The sequence below is a fragment of the Nonomuraea roseoviolacea subsp. carminata genome, assembly GCF_024172185.1.
GTDB classification, from domain to species: domain Bacteria; phylum Actinomycetota; class Actinomycetes; order Streptosporangiales; family Streptosporangiaceae; genus Nonomuraea; species Nonomuraea roseoviolacea.
Genome location: NZ_JAMZEC010000001.1, coordinates 3339490 through 3358591, shown reverse-complemented (window position 1 = coordinate 3358591; position 19102 = coordinate 3339490). Strand labels below are relative to the sequence as shown.

At 71.5% G+C, this 19102-nt stretch carries 19 protein-coding genes; 7 read left to right on the top strand and 12 right to left on the bottom strand.

What is annotated here, in order from left to right:
- Positions 1-5: 5 nt before the first annotated feature.
- The gene (locus HD595_RS15620) at positions 6-581 is read right to left on the bottom strand and encodes a TetR/AcrR family transcriptional regulator (RefSeq protein WP_253769668.1); all 576 of its coding nucleotides are present in this window, start codon (positions 579-581) and stop codon (positions 6-8) included.
- A gap of 68 nt (positions 582-649) precedes the next feature.
- On the opposite strand from HD595_RS15620, the gene HD595_RS15615 reads away from it, so the two are divergent.
- Together HD595_RS15615 and hisC are read left to right on the top strand one after the other, a co-directional pair.
- Positions 650-1819: an FAD-dependent monooxygenase gene (locus tag HD595_RS15615; RefSeq protein WP_253769666.1), complete on the top strand. Its 1170-nt coding sequence runs from the start codon at positions 650-652 to the stop codon at positions 1817-1819.
- Between the two features lie 34 nt (positions 1820-1853).
- Positions 1854-2918, top strand: coding sequence for a histidinol-phosphate transaminase (gene hisC, locus HD595_RS15610; protein ID WP_253769664.1), 1065 nt, complete (start codon positions 1854-1856; stop codon positions 2916-2918).
- Positions 2919-2931: 13 nt separating this feature from the next.
- Here hisC and HD595_RS15605 read toward each other — a convergent pair whose 3' ends face one another.
- Complete coding sequence (locus HD595_RS15605; RefSeq protein ID WP_253769662.1) at positions 2932-3915, bottom strand: EamA family transporter; 984 nt, start codon at positions 3913-3915, stop codon at positions 2932-2934.
- A 206-nt stretch (positions 3916-4121) separates the two neighbouring features.
- Between HD595_RS15605 and HD595_RS15600 the strand changes: the two genes are divergently transcribed.
- Positions 4122-4592: a rhodanese-like domain-containing protein gene (locus HD595_RS15600; RefSeq protein WP_253769660.1), complete on the top strand. Its 471-nt coding sequence runs from the start codon at positions 4122-4124 to the stop codon at positions 4590-4592.
- Between the two features lie 366 nt (positions 4593-4958).
- Here HD595_RS15600 and HD595_RS15595 read toward each other — a convergent pair whose 3' ends face one another.
- The 4 genes from HD595_RS15595 to purD form a co-directional block, all read right to left on the bottom strand.
- Positions 4959-6248 carry a GTP cyclohydrolase IIa gene (locus HD595_RS15595; protein WP_175590959.1) on the bottom strand — a complete coding sequence of 430 codons (1290 nt, stop codon included), beginning with the start codon at positions 6246-6248 and terminating at the stop codon, positions 4959-4961.
- Positions 6249-6449: 201 nt separating this feature from the next.
- Complete coding sequence (gene murA, locus HD595_RS15590) at positions 6450-7718, bottom strand: UDP-N-acetylglucosamine 1-carboxyvinyltransferase (RefSeq protein ID WP_253769658.1); 1269 nt, start codon at positions 7716-7718, stop codon at positions 6450-6452.
- An 82-nt stretch (positions 7719-7800) separates the two neighbouring features.
- Positions 7801-8637 carry a phosphoribosylaminoimidazolesuccinocarboxamide synthase gene (locus HD595_RS15585; RefSeq protein ID WP_253769649.1) on the bottom strand — a complete coding sequence of 279 codons (837 nt, stop codon included), beginning with the start codon at positions 8635-8637 and terminating at the stop codon, positions 7801-7803.
- The gene (gene purD, locus HD595_RS15580) at positions 8637-9875 is read right to left on the bottom strand and encodes a phosphoribosylamine--glycine ligase (protein WP_253769647.1); all 1239 of its coding nucleotides are present in this window, start codon (positions 9873-9875) and stop codon (positions 8637-8639) included. The genes HD595_RS15585 and purD overlap by 1 nt, the downstream gene beginning before the upstream one ends.
- A gap of 461 nt (positions 9876-10336) precedes the next feature.
- On the opposite strand from purD, the gene corA reads away from it, so the two are divergent.
- Positions 10337-11347 carry a magnesium/cobalt transporter CorA gene (gene corA / locus HD595_RS15575; RefSeq protein ID WP_253769645.1) on the top strand — a complete coding sequence of 337 codons (1011 nt, stop codon included), beginning with the start codon at positions 10337-10339 and terminating at the stop codon, positions 11345-11347.
- Positions 11348-11805: 458 nt separating this feature from the next.
- Positions 11806-12555, top strand: a complete 750-nt coding sequence (locus HD595_RS15570) for a phosphatase PAP2 family protein (protein WP_253769643.1) — start codon at positions 11806-11808, stop codon at positions 12553-12555.
- A gap of 58 nt (positions 12556-12613) precedes the next feature.
- On the opposite strand, the gene HD595_RS15565 is transcribed toward HD595_RS15570, so the two are convergent.
- The 5 genes from HD595_RS15565 to HD595_RS15545 all read right to left on the bottom strand — a co-directional run bounded on the left by HD595_RS15565 (position 12614) and on the right by HD595_RS15545 (position 16407).
- Positions 12614-13492: a hypothetical protein gene (locus HD595_RS15565; RefSeq protein ID WP_253769641.1), complete on the bottom strand. Its 879-nt coding sequence runs from the start codon at positions 13490-13492 to the stop codon at positions 12614-12616.
- Positions 13489-14031, bottom strand: coding sequence for an RNA polymerase sigma factor (locus tag HD595_RS15560; RefSeq protein WP_253769639.1), 543 nt, complete (start codon positions 14029-14031; stop codon positions 13489-13491). The genes HD595_RS15565 and HD595_RS15560 overlap by 4 nt, the downstream gene beginning before the upstream one ends.
- Positions 14032-14165: 134 nt before the next feature.
- On the bottom strand, positions 14166-14918 hold the full coding sequence (locus tag HD595_RS15555; protein ID WP_253769637.1) for a tyrosine-protein phosphatase: 753 nt from the start codon (positions 14916-14918) through the stop codon (positions 14166-14168).
- Between the two features lie 53 nt (positions 14919-14971).
- Entirely contained in the window at positions 14972-15457 is a 486-nt protein-coding gene (locus HD595_RS15550; RefSeq protein WP_253769635.1) for a nuclear transport factor 2 family protein, read from the bottom strand.
- A 62-nt stretch (positions 15458-15519) separates the two neighbouring features.
- Positions 15520-16407, bottom strand: coding sequence for an NmrA/HSCARG family protein (locus tag HD595_RS15545; RefSeq protein ID WP_253769633.1), 888 nt, complete (start codon positions 16405-16407; stop codon positions 15520-15522).
- Between the two features lie 171 nt (positions 16408-16578).
- On the opposite strand from HD595_RS15545, the gene HD595_RS15540 reads away from it, so the two are divergent.
- Positions 16579-17763 (top strand): FAD-dependent monooxygenase, encoded by a 1185-nt coding sequence (locus HD595_RS15540; protein ID WP_253769631.1) that lies wholly within the window; start codon positions 16579-16581, stop codon positions 17761-17763.
- Between the two features lie 73 nt (positions 17764-17836).
- A complete protein-coding gene (locus HD595_RS15535; RefSeq protein WP_253769629.1) occupies positions 17837-18733 on the top strand; it encodes a hypothetical protein in 897 nt (298 codons plus the stop codon).
- Here HD595_RS15535 and HD595_RS15530 read toward each other — a convergent pair.
- A complete protein-coding gene (locus HD595_RS15530; RefSeq protein WP_253769628.1) occupies positions 18634-19086 on the bottom strand; it encodes a MarR family winged helix-turn-helix transcriptional regulator in 453 nt (150 codons plus the stop codon). The genes HD595_RS15535 and HD595_RS15530 overlap by 100 nt on opposite strands.
- Between the last annotated feature and the right edge of the window lie 16 nt (positions 19087-19102).

Here is a 19102-nt window from a genome sequence, read left to right as displayed (position 1 = left end):
TCCGCTCAGGGCGCGTTCAGGGGACGCAGGCCGTCCAGCAGGACGGTGAGGTAGGCGTCGGCGAGCTCCTGCGACGGCGGCTGGGCCTGGGCGACGGCCAGCGCGGTGCGGCCGATGAGCGTCGTGGTGACGCGGGGGTCGAGGTCGGTGCGGACCGTGCCCTCGCGGCGCGCTCCCTCGATCATCTCCTCGACGGCCCGGACGAGGTCGGCGCGCAGGGCCGTGGTGGCGGGCAGGTCCAGGCCGCCGAGCCGGTCGTTGACGCCGTGGTGCGCGGTCTGGAAGGCGAGCAGCTCGCGCAGGAAGACGTGCAGGGCCCGCGTGGCCGTGGTCTCGGCGAGCAGGTCGCGGGCGCGCCGCACCACCGGTTCCAGGAGGCCGGACACGGCGGCGTCCAGGAGCGCGTCCTTGCCGCCGAAGGCGCGCACGACGGTCGCCGCGCCCAGCCCCACCTTCTTGGCGATGGCCTCCACGGTCAGGGCCGCCCCCGGCTCGCTCAGCAGCGCGGTGGCCGCCTCCAGGGCGAGCTGACGGTTGCGCACGGCGTCGGCGCGGCGCCGGGCTCCGGCTGGCGTTGACAACTGGAATGCTCCTTCCACATAATCATCTGGAACGCACGTTTCACTTATCGTAGCGCGAAGGAGTCCCCATGAACGAGCGGATCCTCATCTCCGGCGCGAGCATCGCCGGCCTGACCCTGGCCCACTGGCTGGTCCGGCACGGCTTCCGGCCGACCGTGGTCGAGCGCGCGCCGGCGCCGCGGGCCGGTGGCAACGGGGTGGACGTGCGCGACGACGCCGTCGAGGTGGTCGAGCGGATGGGGCTCATGTCGCGGGTCCGCGAGCTCGCCGCCGACGTCCAGGGCATGAAGTTCGTCGACGCCGCCGACCGGGCCGTCGCCCGGATCGACACCCGCGACCCGGCCTCCGTCGAGATCATGCGCGGCGACCTGGTCGCCCTGCTGCGCGAGGTGACCGACGTGGAGACGATGTTCGGCGACTCCATCACCCGCCTGGAGCAGGACGACGACGGCGTGACCGTCACCTTCGAGCACGCGCCGGCCCGCCGCTTCGACCTGGTCGTCGGGGCCGACGGCATGCACTCCAACGTCCGCCGGCTCGCCTTCGGCCCCGAGGAGCGCTTCGTCGAGTTCAAGGACCACTACTTCGCCTTCGCCGCCACCGACGCCGCGCTCGGCGAGGACCGGTGGGTGACGATGTTCAACACCCCGGGGCGGATGACCGGGATCTACCGCTCCGGCAACCACCCCCAGGCCAAGGCGTACTTCATGTTCCGCTCCGCGCCGCTGGACCTCGACCACCGCGACGTCGCCGGGCACAAGCGCCTGATCAGCGAGGTGTTCGGGGGAGACTCCTCCTGGCGGACCAGGGAACTGCTCGACGCGGCCCTCGCCGACCCCGACTTCTACTTCGACGCCCTGGGCCAGGTGCGGATGGACTCATGGTCGGACGGCCGCGTCGCGCTCGTCGGCGACGCCGCCTGGTGCGCGTCCCCCGCCTCCGGCGCGGGCGCCGAGCTGGCCCTGGTCGGGGCCTACCGCCTGGCCGGCGAGCTCGCCGCCGCGGGGGGCGACCACCGCGTCGCCTTCGCCCGCTACGACGCCGCCCACCGGCCGCTGGTCGACAGGAAGCAGCAGATCGGCCCCAACGTCCGGCTCATGGTGCCGAAGACCGAGGGCGGCCGGTGCGTGCGCGACGTCGTCGCCCGCCTGCCGCTGATGAAGGCCGTCGGCGCGGTGGAGCGGAGGATGCAGGCCAGGAACGCCCGGCCCCTGCCCGAGTACGCCCGGGCTCGCTGAGCGGCCACGCCGGGGATGCTCCTAAAGTTGGGGCATGCCTCGTTTCCGCTCGATTCTCGACACCATGCCGCCCTACCGGCCGGGCAAGGCCGTGGCCGCCGCCGACGGGCGGTCGTACAAGCTCTCCTCCAACGAGTCGCCCTACGACCCGCTGCCCTCCGTGGTCGAGGCCATCGCCGCCGGAGCCGCTCAGGTCAACCGCTACCCCGACCCGGCCGCCGCCGCCCTGACCGAGGCCATCGCCGAGCGTTTCGGCGTCCCCGCCGGGCACGTGGCGCTGGGCGCGGGCTCCGTCACCGTGGCGCAGCAGCTCTTCGAGACCGTGAGCGAGCCCGGGGCCGAGGTCGTCTACGCCTGGCGCTCCTTCGAGGCGTACCCGCTGCTGGCCGACCTGGCCGGCGCCACCTCCGTGCGCGTGCCGCTGGCCGGCGAGGACCACGACCTCGACGCCATGGCCGAGGCGATCAACGACCGCACCCGCATGGTGTTCGTCTGCAACCCCAACAACCCGACCGGCACCGCGATCCGCCGGGCCGAGCTGGAGGCCTTCCTCGACCGGGTGCCCGGCGACGTGGTGGTGGTGCTCGACGAGGCCTACCGCGAGTACGTGCGCGACGAGGACGTCCCCGACGGGCTGACCCTCTACCGCGACCGGCCCAACGTGTGCGTGCTGCGCACCTTCTCCAAGGCGTACGGCCTGGCGGGGCTGCGGGTGGGCTACCTGATCGGGCACGAGCCGGTCGCCGAGGCGGTGCGCAAGACGATGGTGCCGTTCGCGGTCAACCACCTGGCGCAGGTCGCGGCGGTCGCCTCGCTGCGGGCCGAGGCCGAGCTGCTGGAGCGGGTCGAGCGGGTCGTCAAGGAGCGCACCCGGGTCCGCGAGGCGCTCCTCGCCCAGGGCTGGACGGTGCCGCCCACCGAGGCCAACTTCGTCTGGCTCCGCCTCGGCGAGCGCACGCTCGACTTCGCCGCCGCCTGCGCGGTCGAGGGGGTCGCGGTGCGGCCGTTCGCGGGCGAGGGCGCGCGGATCTCGATCGGCGACCCGGAGGCCAACGACGCCTTCCTGACCGCCGCCGCGGCCTTCCGCGCGCGGCTCTGAGGCCGTCGCGTCGCTAGCCTTCGGCTCTGGCTTCCTCGCGGGCCACGCCCCGGGCCTTGTCAGAGGTCTCCTCGGAGATCTCGTCAGGGCCCGGCCGGCGCCCCTTGCGCTCGGTCGAGATGACCAGCGCCACGCCGACCAGGATCACCAGGCCGCCCGCGACGATCTGCATCGTCACCTGCTCGCTCAGCACGAGCGCGCCCAGCACCACGGCCACCACCGGGTTCACGTACGCGTACGTCGCCACCAGCGAGATGGGCGCGTTGCCGAGCAGCCACGAGAACGCCGTGAACCCGACCAGCGAGCCCACCAGCACCAGGTAGGCCAGGGCGACCCAGGAACGCCCGGTGACCGCCGAGACGTCGAGCCGCTCGCCCAGGCCGCTGCCGAGCAGGATCAGGCCGGCGCCGCCCGCCAGCATCTCCACCGTGCTGGCGGCGAAGGCGTTGGACGGCATCGCGATGCGGCTCGACAGGAACGAGCCCACCGACCACGACAGCGACGCCAGCAGGATCACCACGATCCCCACCGCGCTGCCGCCCTGGGCCCCGGTCAGTGACAGCGCCGCGACCCCGGCGAGCCCCACCAGGACCCCGGCGAGGGTCAGCGCCTTCGGCCGGTCCCGCACCACGAACCTGAAGACGACGAGCCACAGCGGCACCGACGCCACGAGCAGCGCGGCCAGGCCGGTGCTGATGTACTGTTCCGAGACGGCCACCATGCCGTTGCCCAGGGTCAGCAGCAGCAGCCCGACCCCGGCGGCCCCGAGGAACTGCTTCCGGGTCATCCGGAACGCCTGGGGCCCCGACTTGACCAGCACGATGACTCCGAGCACCACGCCGGCGACGATGAACCGCATCGCACCGCTCAGCATGGGCGGGATCGACTCCACCGCCACGGCGATGCCCAGGTAGGTCGAGCCCCACACCACGTAGACGATGCCGAGCGCGCCCCAGACGAGGAAGGTCGCGCGGCGGTCAGGTGTGTTCTGCGTCATGACTCCTGACAATAGCGGGCGACCCTGACAAAAACCCTGCGGATATCGGACAGACAATTGGCGGTATCCCATCGATCGCGGTCCTGACCGCCACTGTCACCGGCCGCCCGGCCGCTGCGAGGATCCCTTCGACGCCGGAACCCCTGGTCACGGGGCCGGCCACGTCCATCAGCCCGGCCACGGGCCCGACGACGGGAGCACCCATCATGCCCATCCCCACCTCCGCGGTCACCTCGGTCCCGCCCGCCCCCAACGCCGTGGCGCTCGCCCACTTCGGCGGCCGGCTCGCCGTCGAGACCGACGTCTCCGACGTGGCCGCCGACCTGGCCGCCGCCGTGCCCGGCATCGTCGTCGTCGACTCCCGCAGCCAGGAGAGCTGGGACCAGGGCCACATCCAGGGCGCCGTGCACCTGCCCACCGCCGAGATCGCCACACGGGCCGCCGAGGTCGTGCCCGCCGGCGCCACGGTGGTGACCTACTGCTGGGGGCCCGGCTGCAACGGGGCGACACGGGCGGCGCTGGAGTTCGCCAGGCTCGGCCACCCGGTCAAGGAGATGATCGGCGGCTTCGAGTACTGGGCCAGGGAGGGCTTCCCCGTGGAGACCGCCTCAGGAGTGAGCCGCCGCCCCGCGGACCCGCTGACGGCCCCGGTCACGGGCATCTCCTGCGCGTGCTGACCGGCGGGACCACGAAATGTTGGCGCCCCCGTCCGAATCCCGTCGATCGGGGGCGTCCGAGAACATACCCCGATCCGCAACGGTCAACCAAGAACCTCGCCGTCGTGCCCCCAAAAATCCGGCGACATCCCATTGGGAGGCAAAGTCCGCTTGCTCCCGGTCTCGTGCCGCGGAAGCCACGGGCTCGTTTCACGGAGGCCACGGCCCAGAGTGCGCCGTGGCGGCGGCCCGCCACCACCCGGTCAGAGGCCGTCTCCCTGGAGGCCCTCGGCCCCGTGCGGCGGGTGGGGGCAAGCCGGCTGTGCCGTAACCCGTGAAACCGAAAAACGCCCGCCGCCCCAGGACGGGACGGCGGGCACCATCAACTCACCGCGGACCGAGCTTCTCCACGATGAGCCGGTACAGCTGGCGCGGACGCCCCGGCTGCGGCGTGCGGTTCGGCGGAAGCGGCCACGCGAGTCCCTCGTCAACCAGCGTGCGCAGCAACCGTCGAGCCGTGCGCGGCGTGACGCCGAGCATCTTGCCCGCGCCCTCCGCGTCCACCACCGTGTCCCCGCCCTCCAGCTTGGCCGCCAGCCGGGCCAGCACCTCCACGCCCTTGGGCTTGAGCGTGCCGGCGCCCGTCGGAGGCATCCTGGGCGCGGGGATGAGCGCTCGGCCCTCGCGGTCCACGGCGAACCCCTGGGCCTGCTTGCCCGCCTGCGTGCGGGCCAGCGCCGCCCGTGCGTGCGCCTCCGCGTCGTGCGCCGTGCGGCCCATGCCGACCCCCACCTCGACGGCCAGGCCCAGCTCGTCGCGGATCCTGGAGGCGAAGGGCAGCACCCGGAACCCGTCGGTGGCCGTCGTGATCGAGCCCCGGGTCGCCGTGACCAGGTAGCTGTGATCGTCGATCGGCCACACCGTGGCGTTGATCCGGTTCGCCTCCTGCACCAGCAGCCGGTGCAGCGACAGCCGCAGCTCGTCGCGCCAGTACCGCGGCGCGGCGCGGCGCACGGGTTCGCGCAGCGTCGGCACCTCCACCAGCACCACCGTGAGCTGCGACTCCTCCAGCCTGTGGTGCGCGCCGAGCAACGCGGCCGTGTGCAGCGCGCTGCGCACCGCCGCCGACGTGGGCCTGATCCTGATGACGGGAACCCCCGCCGTCTGCAGACGGTCGGCCACCGCCGGTAAGCACGTCAGTGCCCCCGTGGTGGCCCCCTGCCGGTTCAGGCGCTCGTGGTAGGCCGCGATCGTGCCGGTGGCCCCCGGCTCGTCGCGGCTGTGCACGTCGGACGCGGGAATGCCGAGGTCGGTGTACGCCTCCTCCACGTCCGCACGCGAGACCACGTCGATGCTCACCCGTTGCGGTTCGATGCGCGGATCCAGTGCGGCCTTGGCCAGCGCCGCCACCAGGGCGGCGCCGCCCAGTTGCACGTACGTCGCCGGCATCGTCAGCACGCCTGAACGCCTGGCCAGGTCATAGGGGACCGGGCTGGCGAACAGGCACGCGTCCACGCCTGGACCGAGCCTGGTCACCTTGTCGGGCGCCTCCTGCTCATCTCGGTACGCGGCGGCCACGAGGCGACACGGCAGTGGTGCTGCCGCGTGCCCCATCAACATGACGCGCTCGACCAGATCGTGGGGCCCGACCACGCCAATGGTGAGGTCCGGTGTCATGGCGCCCGGGCGCGACACTCGTGTTGTTTCTTCGGCCCTCTCGACCAATGTTCGTCCCATCCTGCCGTAACTTGCAGTGCTCTCTTTTGGAACGATCGCTCGCGAGGGCCGTAATGTCACGCCCGACTTTTCCGGAAAGTGCTTCAGGTTGGCCGCGAGGCCGGAAGTCTTGGCAGCTCAGGGACTATTTCCCGGCCATTTTCAACCCTCAGAAATCTCTCGTGTAATGTCCGCTCCGAGTGCCCGCATTCGCTCGGCGAGATGCGCGTGCCCGCGGTCGATGAGGTATCCCGACTCGATGAGGGTCTCGCCCTCGGCCGCGAGTCCGGCGAGCACCAGCGCGATGCCCGAGCGGAGGTCGTGCGCGGTCACCCGCGCGCCCGTCAGCGGGGTCGCGCCGCGCACGATCGCGCGGCTGCCGTCGACCTCCACGTCGGCGCCCATCTTGTTCAGCTCGCCGGCCAGCGCGAAGCGGCCGTCGAAGATGCGCTCGTGGATGTAGCTGGTGCCGTCGGCCAGCGCCGCGACCGTCATCATGGGCGACTGCAGGTCGGTGGCGAAGCCTGGGTAGGTGTCGGTGATGATGTTGATCGGGCGCAGCGGCCGGCGGTCGCAGCGCACGTTGAGCACCGCGCCCTGCCGGGCGAAGTCGACGCCCATCTGCTCCAGCTTGTAGCGGACCACGCCCAGGTCGAGGCCGGTGCCGACGAGGCTCAGCTCGCCGCCGGTGATGGCCGCCGCCATCGCGAACACGCCCGCGTCGAGCCGGTCGGGCATGACGGTGTGCTCGACGGCGTGCAGCTCCTCGACGCCCTCCACGGTGATGAAGCCCGTGCCGCCGCCGCTGATGCGGGCGCCCATCTTGGTCAGCATGTCGATGACGTCGAGGACCTCGGGCTCCAGCGCCGCGTTCTCGATCACGGTGGTGCCCTTGGCCAGGGCGGCGGCCATGATGAGGTTCTCGGTGCCGGTGTGGGAGGGCGTGTCGAGGTAGAGCGTGGCGCCGGTCAGGCCGGACGCCTTGACGTGGATGACGGTCTCGCCCTCGTCCACGACCGCGCCGAGACGCTTGTAGCCGAGGTAGTGGAAGTCGAGGTTGCGGCTGCCCAGGTTGCAGCCGCCGACGCCCTCGACGATCGCCTCGCCCAGCCGGTGCAGCAGGGCGGGGGTGAAGAGCACGCAGCCGCGGAAGCGCCGGGCGATCCGCGCCGGCAGGACCGCGCTGTCGAGCCGGGAGGCGTCGATGACCAGCGTGCGCTCGGCCTCGTGCAGCTCCACGTGGGCGCCCACGGCCTCGGCCAGCTCGACGGCCCTGCGCACGTCCTCGATGATCGGCACGTTGCGCAGGACCGTGCGGCCCTTCGGCACGAGCAGGGCGGCGCCGATCATGGGCAGCACGGCGTTCTTCGCGCCCTGGATGAAGGCGGTTCCACGCAGGGCGTTGCCACCGCGCACGCGGTAACGGACCATTTCCGGCGGCTCCTCGGAAGTCATCGGTGGGGGCGGGGGACCGGGCCAACAGTAGCCGCTCACACCACGTGCCCCGGCCGAATCACCCGTTAAAGGAACGGCCGGTGATGCGTTCGTAGGCTTCCAGGTAGCGCTGCCTCGTCTGCTCGACCACCTTGTCCGGAAGAGGAGGCGGCGGGTTTCCGGAGGATTTGTCCCATCCAGATTCGGGCGACATTAGCCAATCGCGGACAAATTGCTTATCGAATGACGGTTGTGCGCGGCCAGGGGTCCATCCGTCGGCCGGCCAGAACCGCGACGAGTCGGGGGTCAGCACCTCGTCGCCGAGCGTCAGCACGCCGTCGGAGTCCCAGCCCAGCTCGATCTTGGTGTCGGCCAGGATGATGCCGCGCTCCCGGGCGATCTCCGCGCCGCGCGTGTAGACGGCCAGCGTGATGCGGCGCAGCTCCTCCGCCGTCTCCTCGCCCACCTGCTCCACGACCTGCTCGTACGAGATCGGCTCGTCGTGCTCGCCCACCGGCGCCTTGGTCGAGGGCGTGAAGATCGGCTCCGGCAGCCGGGAGCCGTCCTCCAGGCCCTCCGGCAGCGGCACGCCCGACACCTTGCCGTCGCGCCGGTATTCGCCCAGGCCGCCGCCCGCGAGGTAGCCGCGGGCCACGCACTCCACCGGCACCATGCGCAGCGGCCGGCACAGCATGCTGCGCGCGTCGGGCCCGGGACCGGCGATGTGGTCGGGCACCACGTCGGCGAGCTGCTCGAACCACCACAGCGAAAGCTGGGTGAGGATGGCGCCCTTGTCCGGGATGCCGGGCTCCAGCACGTAGTCGTAGGCGGAGATCCGGTCGGAGGCGACCATGAGGAGCAGCCCTTCGGGCGTCTCGTACAGGTCGCGCACCTTGCCCGAGTGCAGATGCTTCATCACATGTCCTCCGCGCCCGTGCGGGCGATGTCGCTGCGGTAGAAGGAACCGCGGAGTCGGATCCGCGCCACCAGGTCGTAGGCGTTGCGCCGGGCGGTGCCCTGGTCGGGGCCGGTGCCCACGACGCTGAGAACCCGCCCGCCGTCAGAGACCACCTCGCCGTCCACCCGCCGCGTGCCGGCGTGGATCACGTACGCGCCGTCCGTGGGCTCCAGCCCCTCGATCGGGTCGCCCTTCGTCGGCGCCACCGGGTAGCCCTCGGCCGCCACGACCACGGTCACCGCGGACCCGTCGTGGAAGGCCGGCGCGGGGTGCTCGGCCAGCGCGCCCGTCGCGCAGGCCAGCAGCAGCCCGCCGAGCGGCGTCTCCAGCCGGTCGAGCAGCACCTGCGCCTCCGGGTCGCCGAAGCGCGCGTTGAACTCGACCACCTTCGGCCCCTTGGCGGTCAGCGCCAGCCCGACGTACAGCACGCCCTGGTACGGCAGGCCGCGCCGGGCCAGCTCGCCGATCGTCGGGTGGACGACCTCGCGCATCACCTGCTCGGTCAGCCCGTCGGGCGCCCAGGGCAGCGGCGTGTAGGCGCCCATGCCGCCCGTGTTGGGGCCCTGGTCGCCGTCGTAGGCGCGCTTGAAGTCCTGGGCGGGCTGCAGCGCCACCGCGGTGCCGCCGTCGCACAGCGCGAACAGCGACACCTCCGGCCCGTCGAGGAACTCCTCGACCACCACCCGCTCGCAGGAGCGCGCGTGCTCCAGCGCCCGGTCGCGGTCGTTGGTCACGACCACGCCCTTGCCGGCGGCCAGCCCGTCGTCCTTGACCACGTACGGCGCGCCGAACTCGTCCAGCGCCGCGGCCGCCTCCTCCGGCGTCACGCAGGTGCGGGCCCGCGCCGTGGGGACCCCGGCCGCGGCCATGACGTCCTTGGCGAACGACTTCGAGCCCTCGATCATCGCCGCTTCACGGGACGGCCCGAAGCAGGGGATCCCGGCGGCGCGCACGGCGTCGCCCACCCCGGCGACGAGCGGCGCCTCGGGCCCGACCACGACCAGGTCGGCGCCGATCCGCGTGGCCAGCCCGGCCACCTGCCCGGGGTCGGTGGGGGTGACGGCGTGCAGGGTGGCGACCTCCTCGATGCCCGGGTTGCCCGGGGCGCAGTGGAGCTCGGTGACCTGGGGGTCGAGTTTGAGCGAGCGGCACAGGGCGTGCTCACGCCCGCCGGATCCGATGACTAGTACGCGCACGCGCCCATTCTCGCAGCTACCGCCATCCTCCGGACTTGTGGCCTCCCGGGAGCCGGGCAGTCGAATTACCGGAAAGGGGGCCGGCCGTTGGTGAACTTCTCCCTGCCGGCCTGTGCGCCACCCGGGTATCGTCGGTTTGGTTCCCCTTGCCTGTGGTAGCTTAGGGCGGCTATGTGCGTCTCGTGTGATTGGAGGTGGTCCGGGATGAATCCTGGTGATCCCAGCAGTACGTGCTCGCTCACGTACACCCCATGTACCCCCGACCACTCCAATCCGGCAGCCTGATCGTGCCTCCACGCATTCGCATTTGATTGAGGTGACCTTTCGTCGCGCGTGGAGCGTGCCAGGTCGGGCGGAAAGGGACCGCCATGCGCTCGTCCACGCTTTTCCGTCGCATCAACCGTCACCCTGTCCAGGCACACCCGCAGCCCCGGCTGGCCAAGCCGATGCCTGAGGTGCGCGTGCCCCACTCCATCGTCGAGTACGGCGCGTACATCGACGGCGTGAAGAGCGGCGCCGTCGGCATCCCCGAGTCGCTGCGGCTCGTCCGCGAGCACAACGCCGCGGCGGCCAAGCCCGGCGCCTTCCTCTGGGTCGGCCTGCACGAGCCCGAGGCGCCCGAGGTCGAGTGGCTGGCCGAGGTCTTCGGCCTGCACCCGCTGGCCGTCGAGGACGCCGTCAAGGCCCACCAGCGTCCCAAGGTGGAGCGCTACGGCGACTCCCTGTTCATGGTCCTCAAGACCATCGCGTACCTGGACCACGACGAGCTCACCGCCACCAGCGAGATCATCGCCACGGGCGAGATCATGGTCTTCCTCGGCGCCGACTTCGTGGTGACCGTACGGCACGGCGAGCACTGCCCCCTCGCCGAGGTGCGCGAGCGCCTCGAAGAGCGCCCCGAGCTGATCCAGCGCGGCCCGGCAGGCGTGCTGCACGCCATCTCCGACCACGTCGTCGACCGCTACCTCCAGGTGGCCGACCTCATGCAGATGGAGCTGGAGGAGGTCGAGGCCACCGTCTTCGCCGACGTCAGCTCCCGCGACATCAACCGCATCTACCAGCTCAAGCGAGAGATGATCGAGCTCAAGCGGGCGGTCACCCCGCTGCTGAGCCCCATGGCCGCCCTCCCGCAGCGCCGCGTCATCCCCTCCGAGATGCGCGAGTACTTCCGCGACGTCGGCGACCACCTCTCCCGCGTGTGCGAGCAGGTCGAGTCCTCGAACGAACTGTGCAGCTCCATCCTCCAGGCCGCCCTGGCCCGCTCGAACGCCCTCGCCAACGAGGACATGCGCAAGATCTCATCCTGGGTCGCCATCCTGGCCGTTCCGACCATGATCGCCGGCATCTACGGCATGAACTTCGACTTCATGCCCGAGACCAAGCAGGTCTGGGGCTACCCGGCGGTGGTGGCGGTCATGATCACGGCCTGCGTGCTGCTGCACCGTGGCTTCCGCCGTAACGGCTGGCTCTGAAGCGGGCCCTACGAGGCTTCAGGACAAAGGCCCTCGCTCCGCTCGGTCGCCTTGCCGGGGGCTTCGCCCCAGGTGGGGGCCTACCGGCCCCCACACCCCCGGTCCTCGACGGTGTGGGGCGAAGGCCAGGAGGAGGCCCGAGGGCTGACAGGCATCAAGGTCTGTGTGACCAGAACCGGCTCGGGAAGCGGGCGGGTCACTCCACCGACCGGTGCGCCCTGCACGGCCAGGCCCCACCCCGGAAGGCCCCGCCAACCACGCCTTCCACCGCTGCCTCGGACTGATCGAGCACACGAGCAGGACCTGTCGGCCTTCGCCCTGCGGGTGCGATCCGCAGAGCCTCTGGGCCCGGCAGGTCAGGGAAACCAGGGTGACGTAGCCCACAATGCCGAAGCGGAGGGCGTTAGTGTGGCCGCGTGACCCCGCGTGAGGTGCCCCCCGGCCGATTATCGCGCCTGGTGGCGCGTGCCCACTCGGCCGTGCGTGCCGGGAGCATGGGCGGGCGGCGCCCCGCCCCGCTCGTCGAAGCGGCCGGTCTGCTGCTCGTGATCCTGCTCTTCACCTGGATCCACTCCGTCGTCGGGAAGGACGCCGCAGCCGCCACCGCCAACGCGTCGGCCCTGCAGTCGGTGGAACGGGCCCTCCACCTGGACGTCGCCCTCAGGGCGAACCAGTGGCTGACCGAGCATCCGGCCCTCATTCAGCCGGCGGTGTACTACTACCGCCTCTACTACGTCGTGATCATCAGCGTCCTGGTGTGGGTCTTCGTCCGGCACGCCGATGTCTACGTCAAGATCCGCCGGACCCTCGTCGCGATGGTCGTCCTCGTGCTGCCCGTCTACTGGGCGGTGCCCATGTCGCCTCCGCGGTTCGCCCTGCCGGGCGTCGTCGACATCATCGCCGAGCACGACATCCTGGGCGGCCATACCGCACGAGAGGCCGGCAACGGCCCGAATGTGTATTCGGCGATGCCGAGCATGCACGTGGGGTGGTCGCTGTGGTGCGCGTATGCCGTGTGGTGTGCGCTGCGGACCTCCCATCCGCGACTGGCGTCGCTGGCGTGGATCTTTCCCCTGGGTATGACGGCGGTCGTGCTCGTCACGGGCAACCACTACGTGCTCGACATCGCCGGCAGCGTCGTCCTGCTGGTCGTGTCCATCGCCGTCGTGGCGGCGTGGGGTCACCTGGCCGAGCGCGATCACGGCTGACAGCCGAGACGGGAGCGGCGCCCTGAGGGGGCGACCCGGGGCCGCCCCCGCCGGCGGCTCAGTCCGGCATGTCGTACCACTCCGGCTGGGGATGCGGGCTCGGAGCGGGGCCCGCGTCCTTGCCGGGGGTCACGTACAGGTCGACGGTGTCGGAGCTGTGGGGACGGGTGGACGCCACGGTCCAGTGATCCTTGACCCGGTTCGCCGGCACGGCCTCGTCGAAGAAGCCGCCGTCCGGGTACTGCCACACCAGCCGGTAGCCGGTCTTGAGCCCGCGCCGGCGCAGTTCGGCCCGCACGTCCGCCACCGTCTTGCCGCGGCTGACGTACCCGGACAGAGCCTCCTCGCCCGCCGGATCCACGGCCGCCTCGTCGGCGTACGGCTCACCCGGCTTGGCGGGGCGGCCGACGCCGAACACCACGCGGCCGGGGAAGTCGGCCGGCATCCAGACCTTCGCGCAGAACGCCGACGAGCACGGTTCGATGCTCTGGGTGCCGATGCTGCCGTGCCATGTGAAGCCGTCCGGGACGATGGGGCCGATCAGCTTGCCCACCTCGGACGGCGCCACCGGGACCACCTTGACCGTGACGTTCAGCCCGACCGCCCGGAACGCCTCCTCGAACCGGCGGCGGTCGGCCGTCGGATCGGTGATGTTCACGCTGAAGTACTCGTCGGTCTTCTCGATGGAGACCGCCGCGTTGGCGTAACTGGTTGCCGGCCCACCCGGCAGGCCGGCGCCGACCGCGATCGCCACGGCCGTCGCCGTGGCGGCCAGACCCAGCACCAGTCCCCGGCGGACCTTGCGGCGGGGGCGTGCCACGGTGAGCTGCTCCCGCTCCTCCGACATGATCGCGTGCATGAGTCCCTGTGCCTCCGGTGCGGCGACCTCTCCGGCGAGATCCTTGTCGTGGACGCGGGCGACGTCGGCGAGATTCACAGCGAGCTCCCTTCCAGGGCGACGGCACGAGGATGGTCGATGCCGGCTTTCGCCAGGCTCCGAGCGAAACGCCTGCGGGCGCGATAGAGCCTGATCCGTACCGCGTTGCGGGAGATGCCGAGCATGCGGGAGATCTGCCCGTGATCGAGCTTCTCCCAGGCGACCAAGGAGAGCAGCTCCCTGTCGTCGTCCGGCAGGTCACGGAAGACCCGTCCCATCTGCGAGATCTCGTCCTCCGGCGGACGGGCCAGCGCGGGGGACGCGGCGAGCCGCTCGCGCAGGGCCGCCGTACGCTGCTCGTGGCGTCGCTCACCGCGCCGGTGGTTGGCGAGCACCCGGCGTGCCACGCCGTACAGCCACAGCCTCGCCTCGTCGCCCGCGGGCACCTCCTCGATGCGACGCCAGGCGATGGTGAACGTCTCGGCCACCACGTCGGCGGCGTCCTCAGGGTGCGGGCAGCGGCGCAGGACATACCCGAGTATGGGCTCGTAGACGGTTTCGTAGATCTCCACGAACCGGCTGTTGGGATCGGCTCCCATCCGGTCTCCTTAACTGGATCATCGGTCATCTACGTCCATGTCCAGAATTTTGGGGGCATTTCTACGAGGCCCGTGGGCTCAGACGTCCTCCCAGCCGGGCGCGATTCGGCGATGCCGCACCTGAGAGTCGTCAGTCACGCGCCGGCAAGCCGACCCCGAACGCCTCGGACATCGTCCGCCGTGAGTCCCGCCGCCCGCAGACGGTCCTCCACATCCAGCCCGTCCAGGGCGTCGAGCATGGCGGCACGCGCTGTGGTGTTCTTGCGTGCCAGGATGCCCCGGATCACCTCGGTCTGGTCGTCGACCCCCAAAGCGGCGAACAGCCGAGGCAACCGGGGGGCGCTCAGCTCGTAGTCGGTGGCGATGTCGTCGGGCCTGACTCCGGCCAGGGCGAGCAGCAGCATGGCGATGAGCCCGGTGCGGTCGCGGCCGAGGCCGCAGTGGACGAGGACACCGCCGGGCCGGGCCCGGGCGACGGCGGCGATGGCGGCGGCGCAGCGCTGCGCCTTGCGTTCGAGGAAGAGCCGGTAGTAGAGCGGCGAACCGTCCAGCTCGTTGTCCCACAGATAGGTCCACAGCACCGCGTCGTCCGCGTCGTCCAGCGGTACGTGCACGGTGGTAAGACCCGAGGGCCGTGCCCACGGATCGGCTCGGCGTTCGTCGTGGTTGCGCAGGTCGACGATGGTTCGGACGCCGTGCGCCATGAGTGCCGACCAGCCCGCGGGGGTGAGCCGCTCCGGATTGTCCGAACGGACGACGGCCCGCCATCGGGTCGATCTCCCACCGGGCAGGGGGATTCCGCCGAGGTCGCGGACGTTGAAGCAGCCGTCCCAGTCGAGGTGCCGATCGGGAGGCACCGGCTCACCCTCGACTTCGATACCGCTCATGCTTGATCGGATGCGTACCGCGCCTGTTTTGTTCTGGTTCGGAGTGGTGAGCTTTATGGCGTGCAGGCGTCGGCGACGGCCTGGGGATCCCAGTAGAACGGGCGGCATTCGAGCATGCGCCCGTCCCTGACGGTGATCAACTGCACGATCGAGGTGTCGACCTCCCGGCCGGTGGCGCGGGCGCGGAAGCGCACCCGGTTGCGCACCACCACGGTGTCCGCGTCGCCCCAGTGCTCCTGCTCCAGGAACTCCATCGACTCCCAGACCTCGCTGAAGCGGGCCAGGAAGCGCTCCATGCCGTCATGGCCGCGCCACGTCCCCGTGCCGGTGAACGGCAACCCGGGAGCCTGATACAGGCACACTTCCGGATCGAGGTACGCGGCGACGTGCTCATAGCTCGCCTCACCGAAGCCGCCCGCGGCCACGTACGCGGCCTCGGCCGCGTAGAACCTCTGCATGACCGTCCAGGCGTCGGCCGGCGGCTGCTCGTCCGCCCGCGAACCGTCGGTCTGGTCGCCTGCCGCGTTCGTCGTGCTCATGGCATCCAGCTTCACCTGCCGCGAACAGCCGCCGCTGGCGGCAATCAGACCTCCAACACGAGTCACGCCGTCGTGGACGCCAGTTGCGCCAGGAGCCGGTCCTTGCCCGTCCGGTCCAGCCAGGTGGCGAAGTCCGTGAGGCCGGGGTGGGCGTCGCGCAGGGGCGCGAGGTCGGTGTCGAAGTACCGCTCGCCCGCCCAGGTGAACACCTTGGCTGCCTCAGGGGCGTGCTCCCACAGCGTGTCGAGCGGCACCTGGGTGTGCGGGATCGGGCGGCCGGCCGCCGTGCTCAGCGCCGCGGCGATCTGCGGGGTGGTCAGCCTGTCCCCGGTGATCTCCAGGGCCCTGCCCAGGTACCGGTCCGGGTCGGCGAAGGCGAGCGCGGCGAACGCCCCGATGTCGTCGATGGCGATGAGCTGCATGACCAGGGTGTCGTGCCACGGGACGTTGAGAGAGCCGTTCTGGAAGAACCTGGCGGGGCTGACGAAGTCCTCCATGAACCCGGCGGGGCGCAGGATCGTGGCGGGCAGGCCCAGGTCACGGATGTGCTCCTCGATCTCCCACTTCTCGATGGGCCCCCAGCCCCGCTCCAGGTAGTAGCCGTTCTGGCTCTCGGCGCCGCCGACCGAGGAGTACACCAGGTGCCGGACGCCGGCGGCCTTGGCGGCGTCGGCGACGTTCCTGCCCTGGGCGAGCTCGTCAGGGTTGGCGGACTGGACGCTGTAGACGCCGTGGGCGCCGCGTACCGCCGCCTCGACGGAGGCGCGATCGTCCAGGTCACCGCGGACGAGCTCGGCGCCGGCGGCGGCCAGCGCGACGGCCGCCGGTGAGGTGTCGTCGCGGACGAGGGCGCGGACGTGCCAGCCTGCGGCGAGCAGGTGGCGGGCGGTGGCGCCGCCCTGGTTCCCGGTGGCGCCGGTGACGACGACGGTCTTGGCGTGCGTGGTCATGGTGGTTCCTTCCCCATCGAGATGGGCCGGGCTCGACGTGCTCGGTGTCGGCACTGTATGACCAGATTTCATTTTTCGTCAACTGCATGAAATCTGTTGACGGATTTACATATCTGGTCATAACTTCATAGCCATGGAGAGCCGGCAGGCCCCAGCGACAGGAGCGAGACCATGAAGACCAACCCCTCAGTGCTGATCTCCGGGGCCGGTGTGGCCGGCCCCACGCTGGCCTACTGGCTGGCCGAGCACGGATTCCGTCCCACCGTCGTCGAGCGGGCGGCGGGGCCGCGCACCAGCGGCAACCCGGTGGACGTCCGCGGGCCGGCCGTACAGGTGGTCGAGCGGATGGGCCTGACGGAGCGGCTGCGCGAGGCCGCCACGGAGGTGACGGCGATGAGCTTCGTCAACGACGCCGGCTGCCAGGTCGGCCGGGTCGACCTGCGGGCGACGCGGCAGGCGTCCGGCGGTGACGAGGTGGAGGTGACGCGCACCGACCTGGCGCGGATCCTCTACGAGGCGAGCCGGGACTCGGCCGAGTTCCTGTTCGACGACACCATCACCGCCCTGGCCCAGGACGACGACGGCGTCGATGTCACCTTCGAGAAGTCCGCGCCGCGCCGGTTCGACCTCGTCGTCGGAGCCGACGGGCTCCACTCGACGACCCGCCGGCTCGCCTTCGGGCCCGAGGAGGAGTTCGTCCGCCACACGGGCCTGTACGTCGCCACCCTCCAGCTCGACGACCCGGCCGAGCAGGAGCGGGACGTCGTCCTCCACAACGCCCCCGGCCGCCTGGTGTCCCTCCATCCCGTGCACGGCCGCACGCTGGTCGCCTTCATCTTCCGCGGCCCGGCGGTGGAGGGCTTCGACCATCGCGACATCGCCCAGCACAGGCGGATCCTGGCCGACGCCTACGCCGGTGACGGGTGGCGGGTGCCCGAGCTGCTGGAGCGGGTGCGCGCCGCCGACGACCTGTGGCTCGACTCCGTCAGTCAGGTACGGCTCGACACCTGGAGCAGCGGCCGCGTCGCGCTCCTCGGCGACGCCGGCTCATCGGTGTCGCTGTTCGGCGACGGCTCCACCCTGGCCATCGCCGGCGCCCACACCCTGGCGAAGGAGCTGGCCGCCACCCCCGGCGACCACCGGTCGGCCTTCGCCCGGTACGAGGCCGAGCACCGCATTCTCGTCGACCCCAAGCAGAACAACGTCCAGGCCGCCGCCTCGATGATGGTCCCCGCCACCCGCGTCGGCATCGTCGCCCGGAACCTGGCGACCCGCCTCTGGCCCGCCGCCGCGGGCGCCGGACGGCTGCGCTCCCGGATCACCGCGCGCCGCCGTCCCGCACGGGCGACGGCCTGAGCGCTCCGCTCCGCCGACAGGCGGCTTCGCTCAGCCGTACACCAGCACATCCCTGCTCTGAAAGGCCGCAAGCATGCCCTCCTCCGACGCCGGTCCGCCCCTCACCACCGTCGACAACGCCCGGCAATGGGCGCGATTCCTGCCCCGCTGGGCACTGCTGACAGCCCTTGCCTATCTCGGGCTGATGGTGCTGTTCATCACCCTCGTCCTCCCCGCGAGCAGCGGTTCCCTGCCGGAGGAACTGCTGGAACTGGACGTGGCGGGCACCGCGCCCGGCCCTTACCGCCTGGCCGTCGTGTTCGACGTCCTGTCGTGGCTGGGCATCGGCGTGCTTCTCCTGGCATGGGGTGCCGTGCTGCGCAGCCGCGCGCCGCTGCGGGCCACGTTCATCGCGGCCTCCAGTGCCGCCGCCCTCATCGGCTTCCTCGGCGCGTGCCTGCGCCTGTCGGCCACCCCTGAACTGGCGAGCCGGTATCTCGCGGCACCGGCGGGTGATCGCGGCATGCTGCTGGAGGCGTACCGGGAGTCGCTGAACCTGATCAACGTGACCTTCAGCGCCGGGGGCCTCGTGGTCGACGCCGGGCTGCTCCTGGTGGCGATCGTGACGTGGCGCGCCATCCTGCCCCGGTGGGCCGGCCTCCTCATCGGCCTCGGCGCCGCGCTGGGCATCGCCAAGGCCGCGGTGCTCCTGGTGGCAGGCGTCGACCTCGGCCCGGTGGCGCTGCTCGGCGCGGCCCTGCTGATCGCCGGCTTCACCGGCACCGCCGTCCTCTCTGGCGGGGACTGGCAGCCGGCGAGAACGAGAGCCCGTCGAAGCGGACGACCACCCTCTAGCCGGTCTTCCGGCCGGCGCGAACAGGGGGCGGCAGGTCAGCCCGTGCCCTCCCGCAGGTCCCGCGTGGCCGACCGGTATGCCCCGGCGATGCGGACGAACATGTCCAGCAGCACCGGCACCTGGTCCGGCCCGTAGTGCGCGGTGAGCTTCTCCAGGTGCCGCCGGGACGCCCGGCAGGCGGCGTCGTAGTCGGCCATGTTGTCCTCGACCAGCTCCACGGTGACGGTGCGGCGGTCGCGTTCGCCGCGTACCCGTCGCACGTAGCCCGCCCGTTCCAGCCGGTCGATCAGCCGCGTCGTGGACGCGGACGGCAGCCCGAGGGCCTCGGAGATCGCCCCCACGGCGAGCGGCCCGCGCGTCTCCAGCAGCATGAGGGCGGTGACGTCCAGCACCTGCAGACCGAGCCGGTCGGCGATCGCCTCGTTGTGGAGGAGGACCGCGATCACGAACTCCCGGAAGACCGTCTCTCCTGGATTCCTGTGGGCCACTTTCCGAACCTACTCC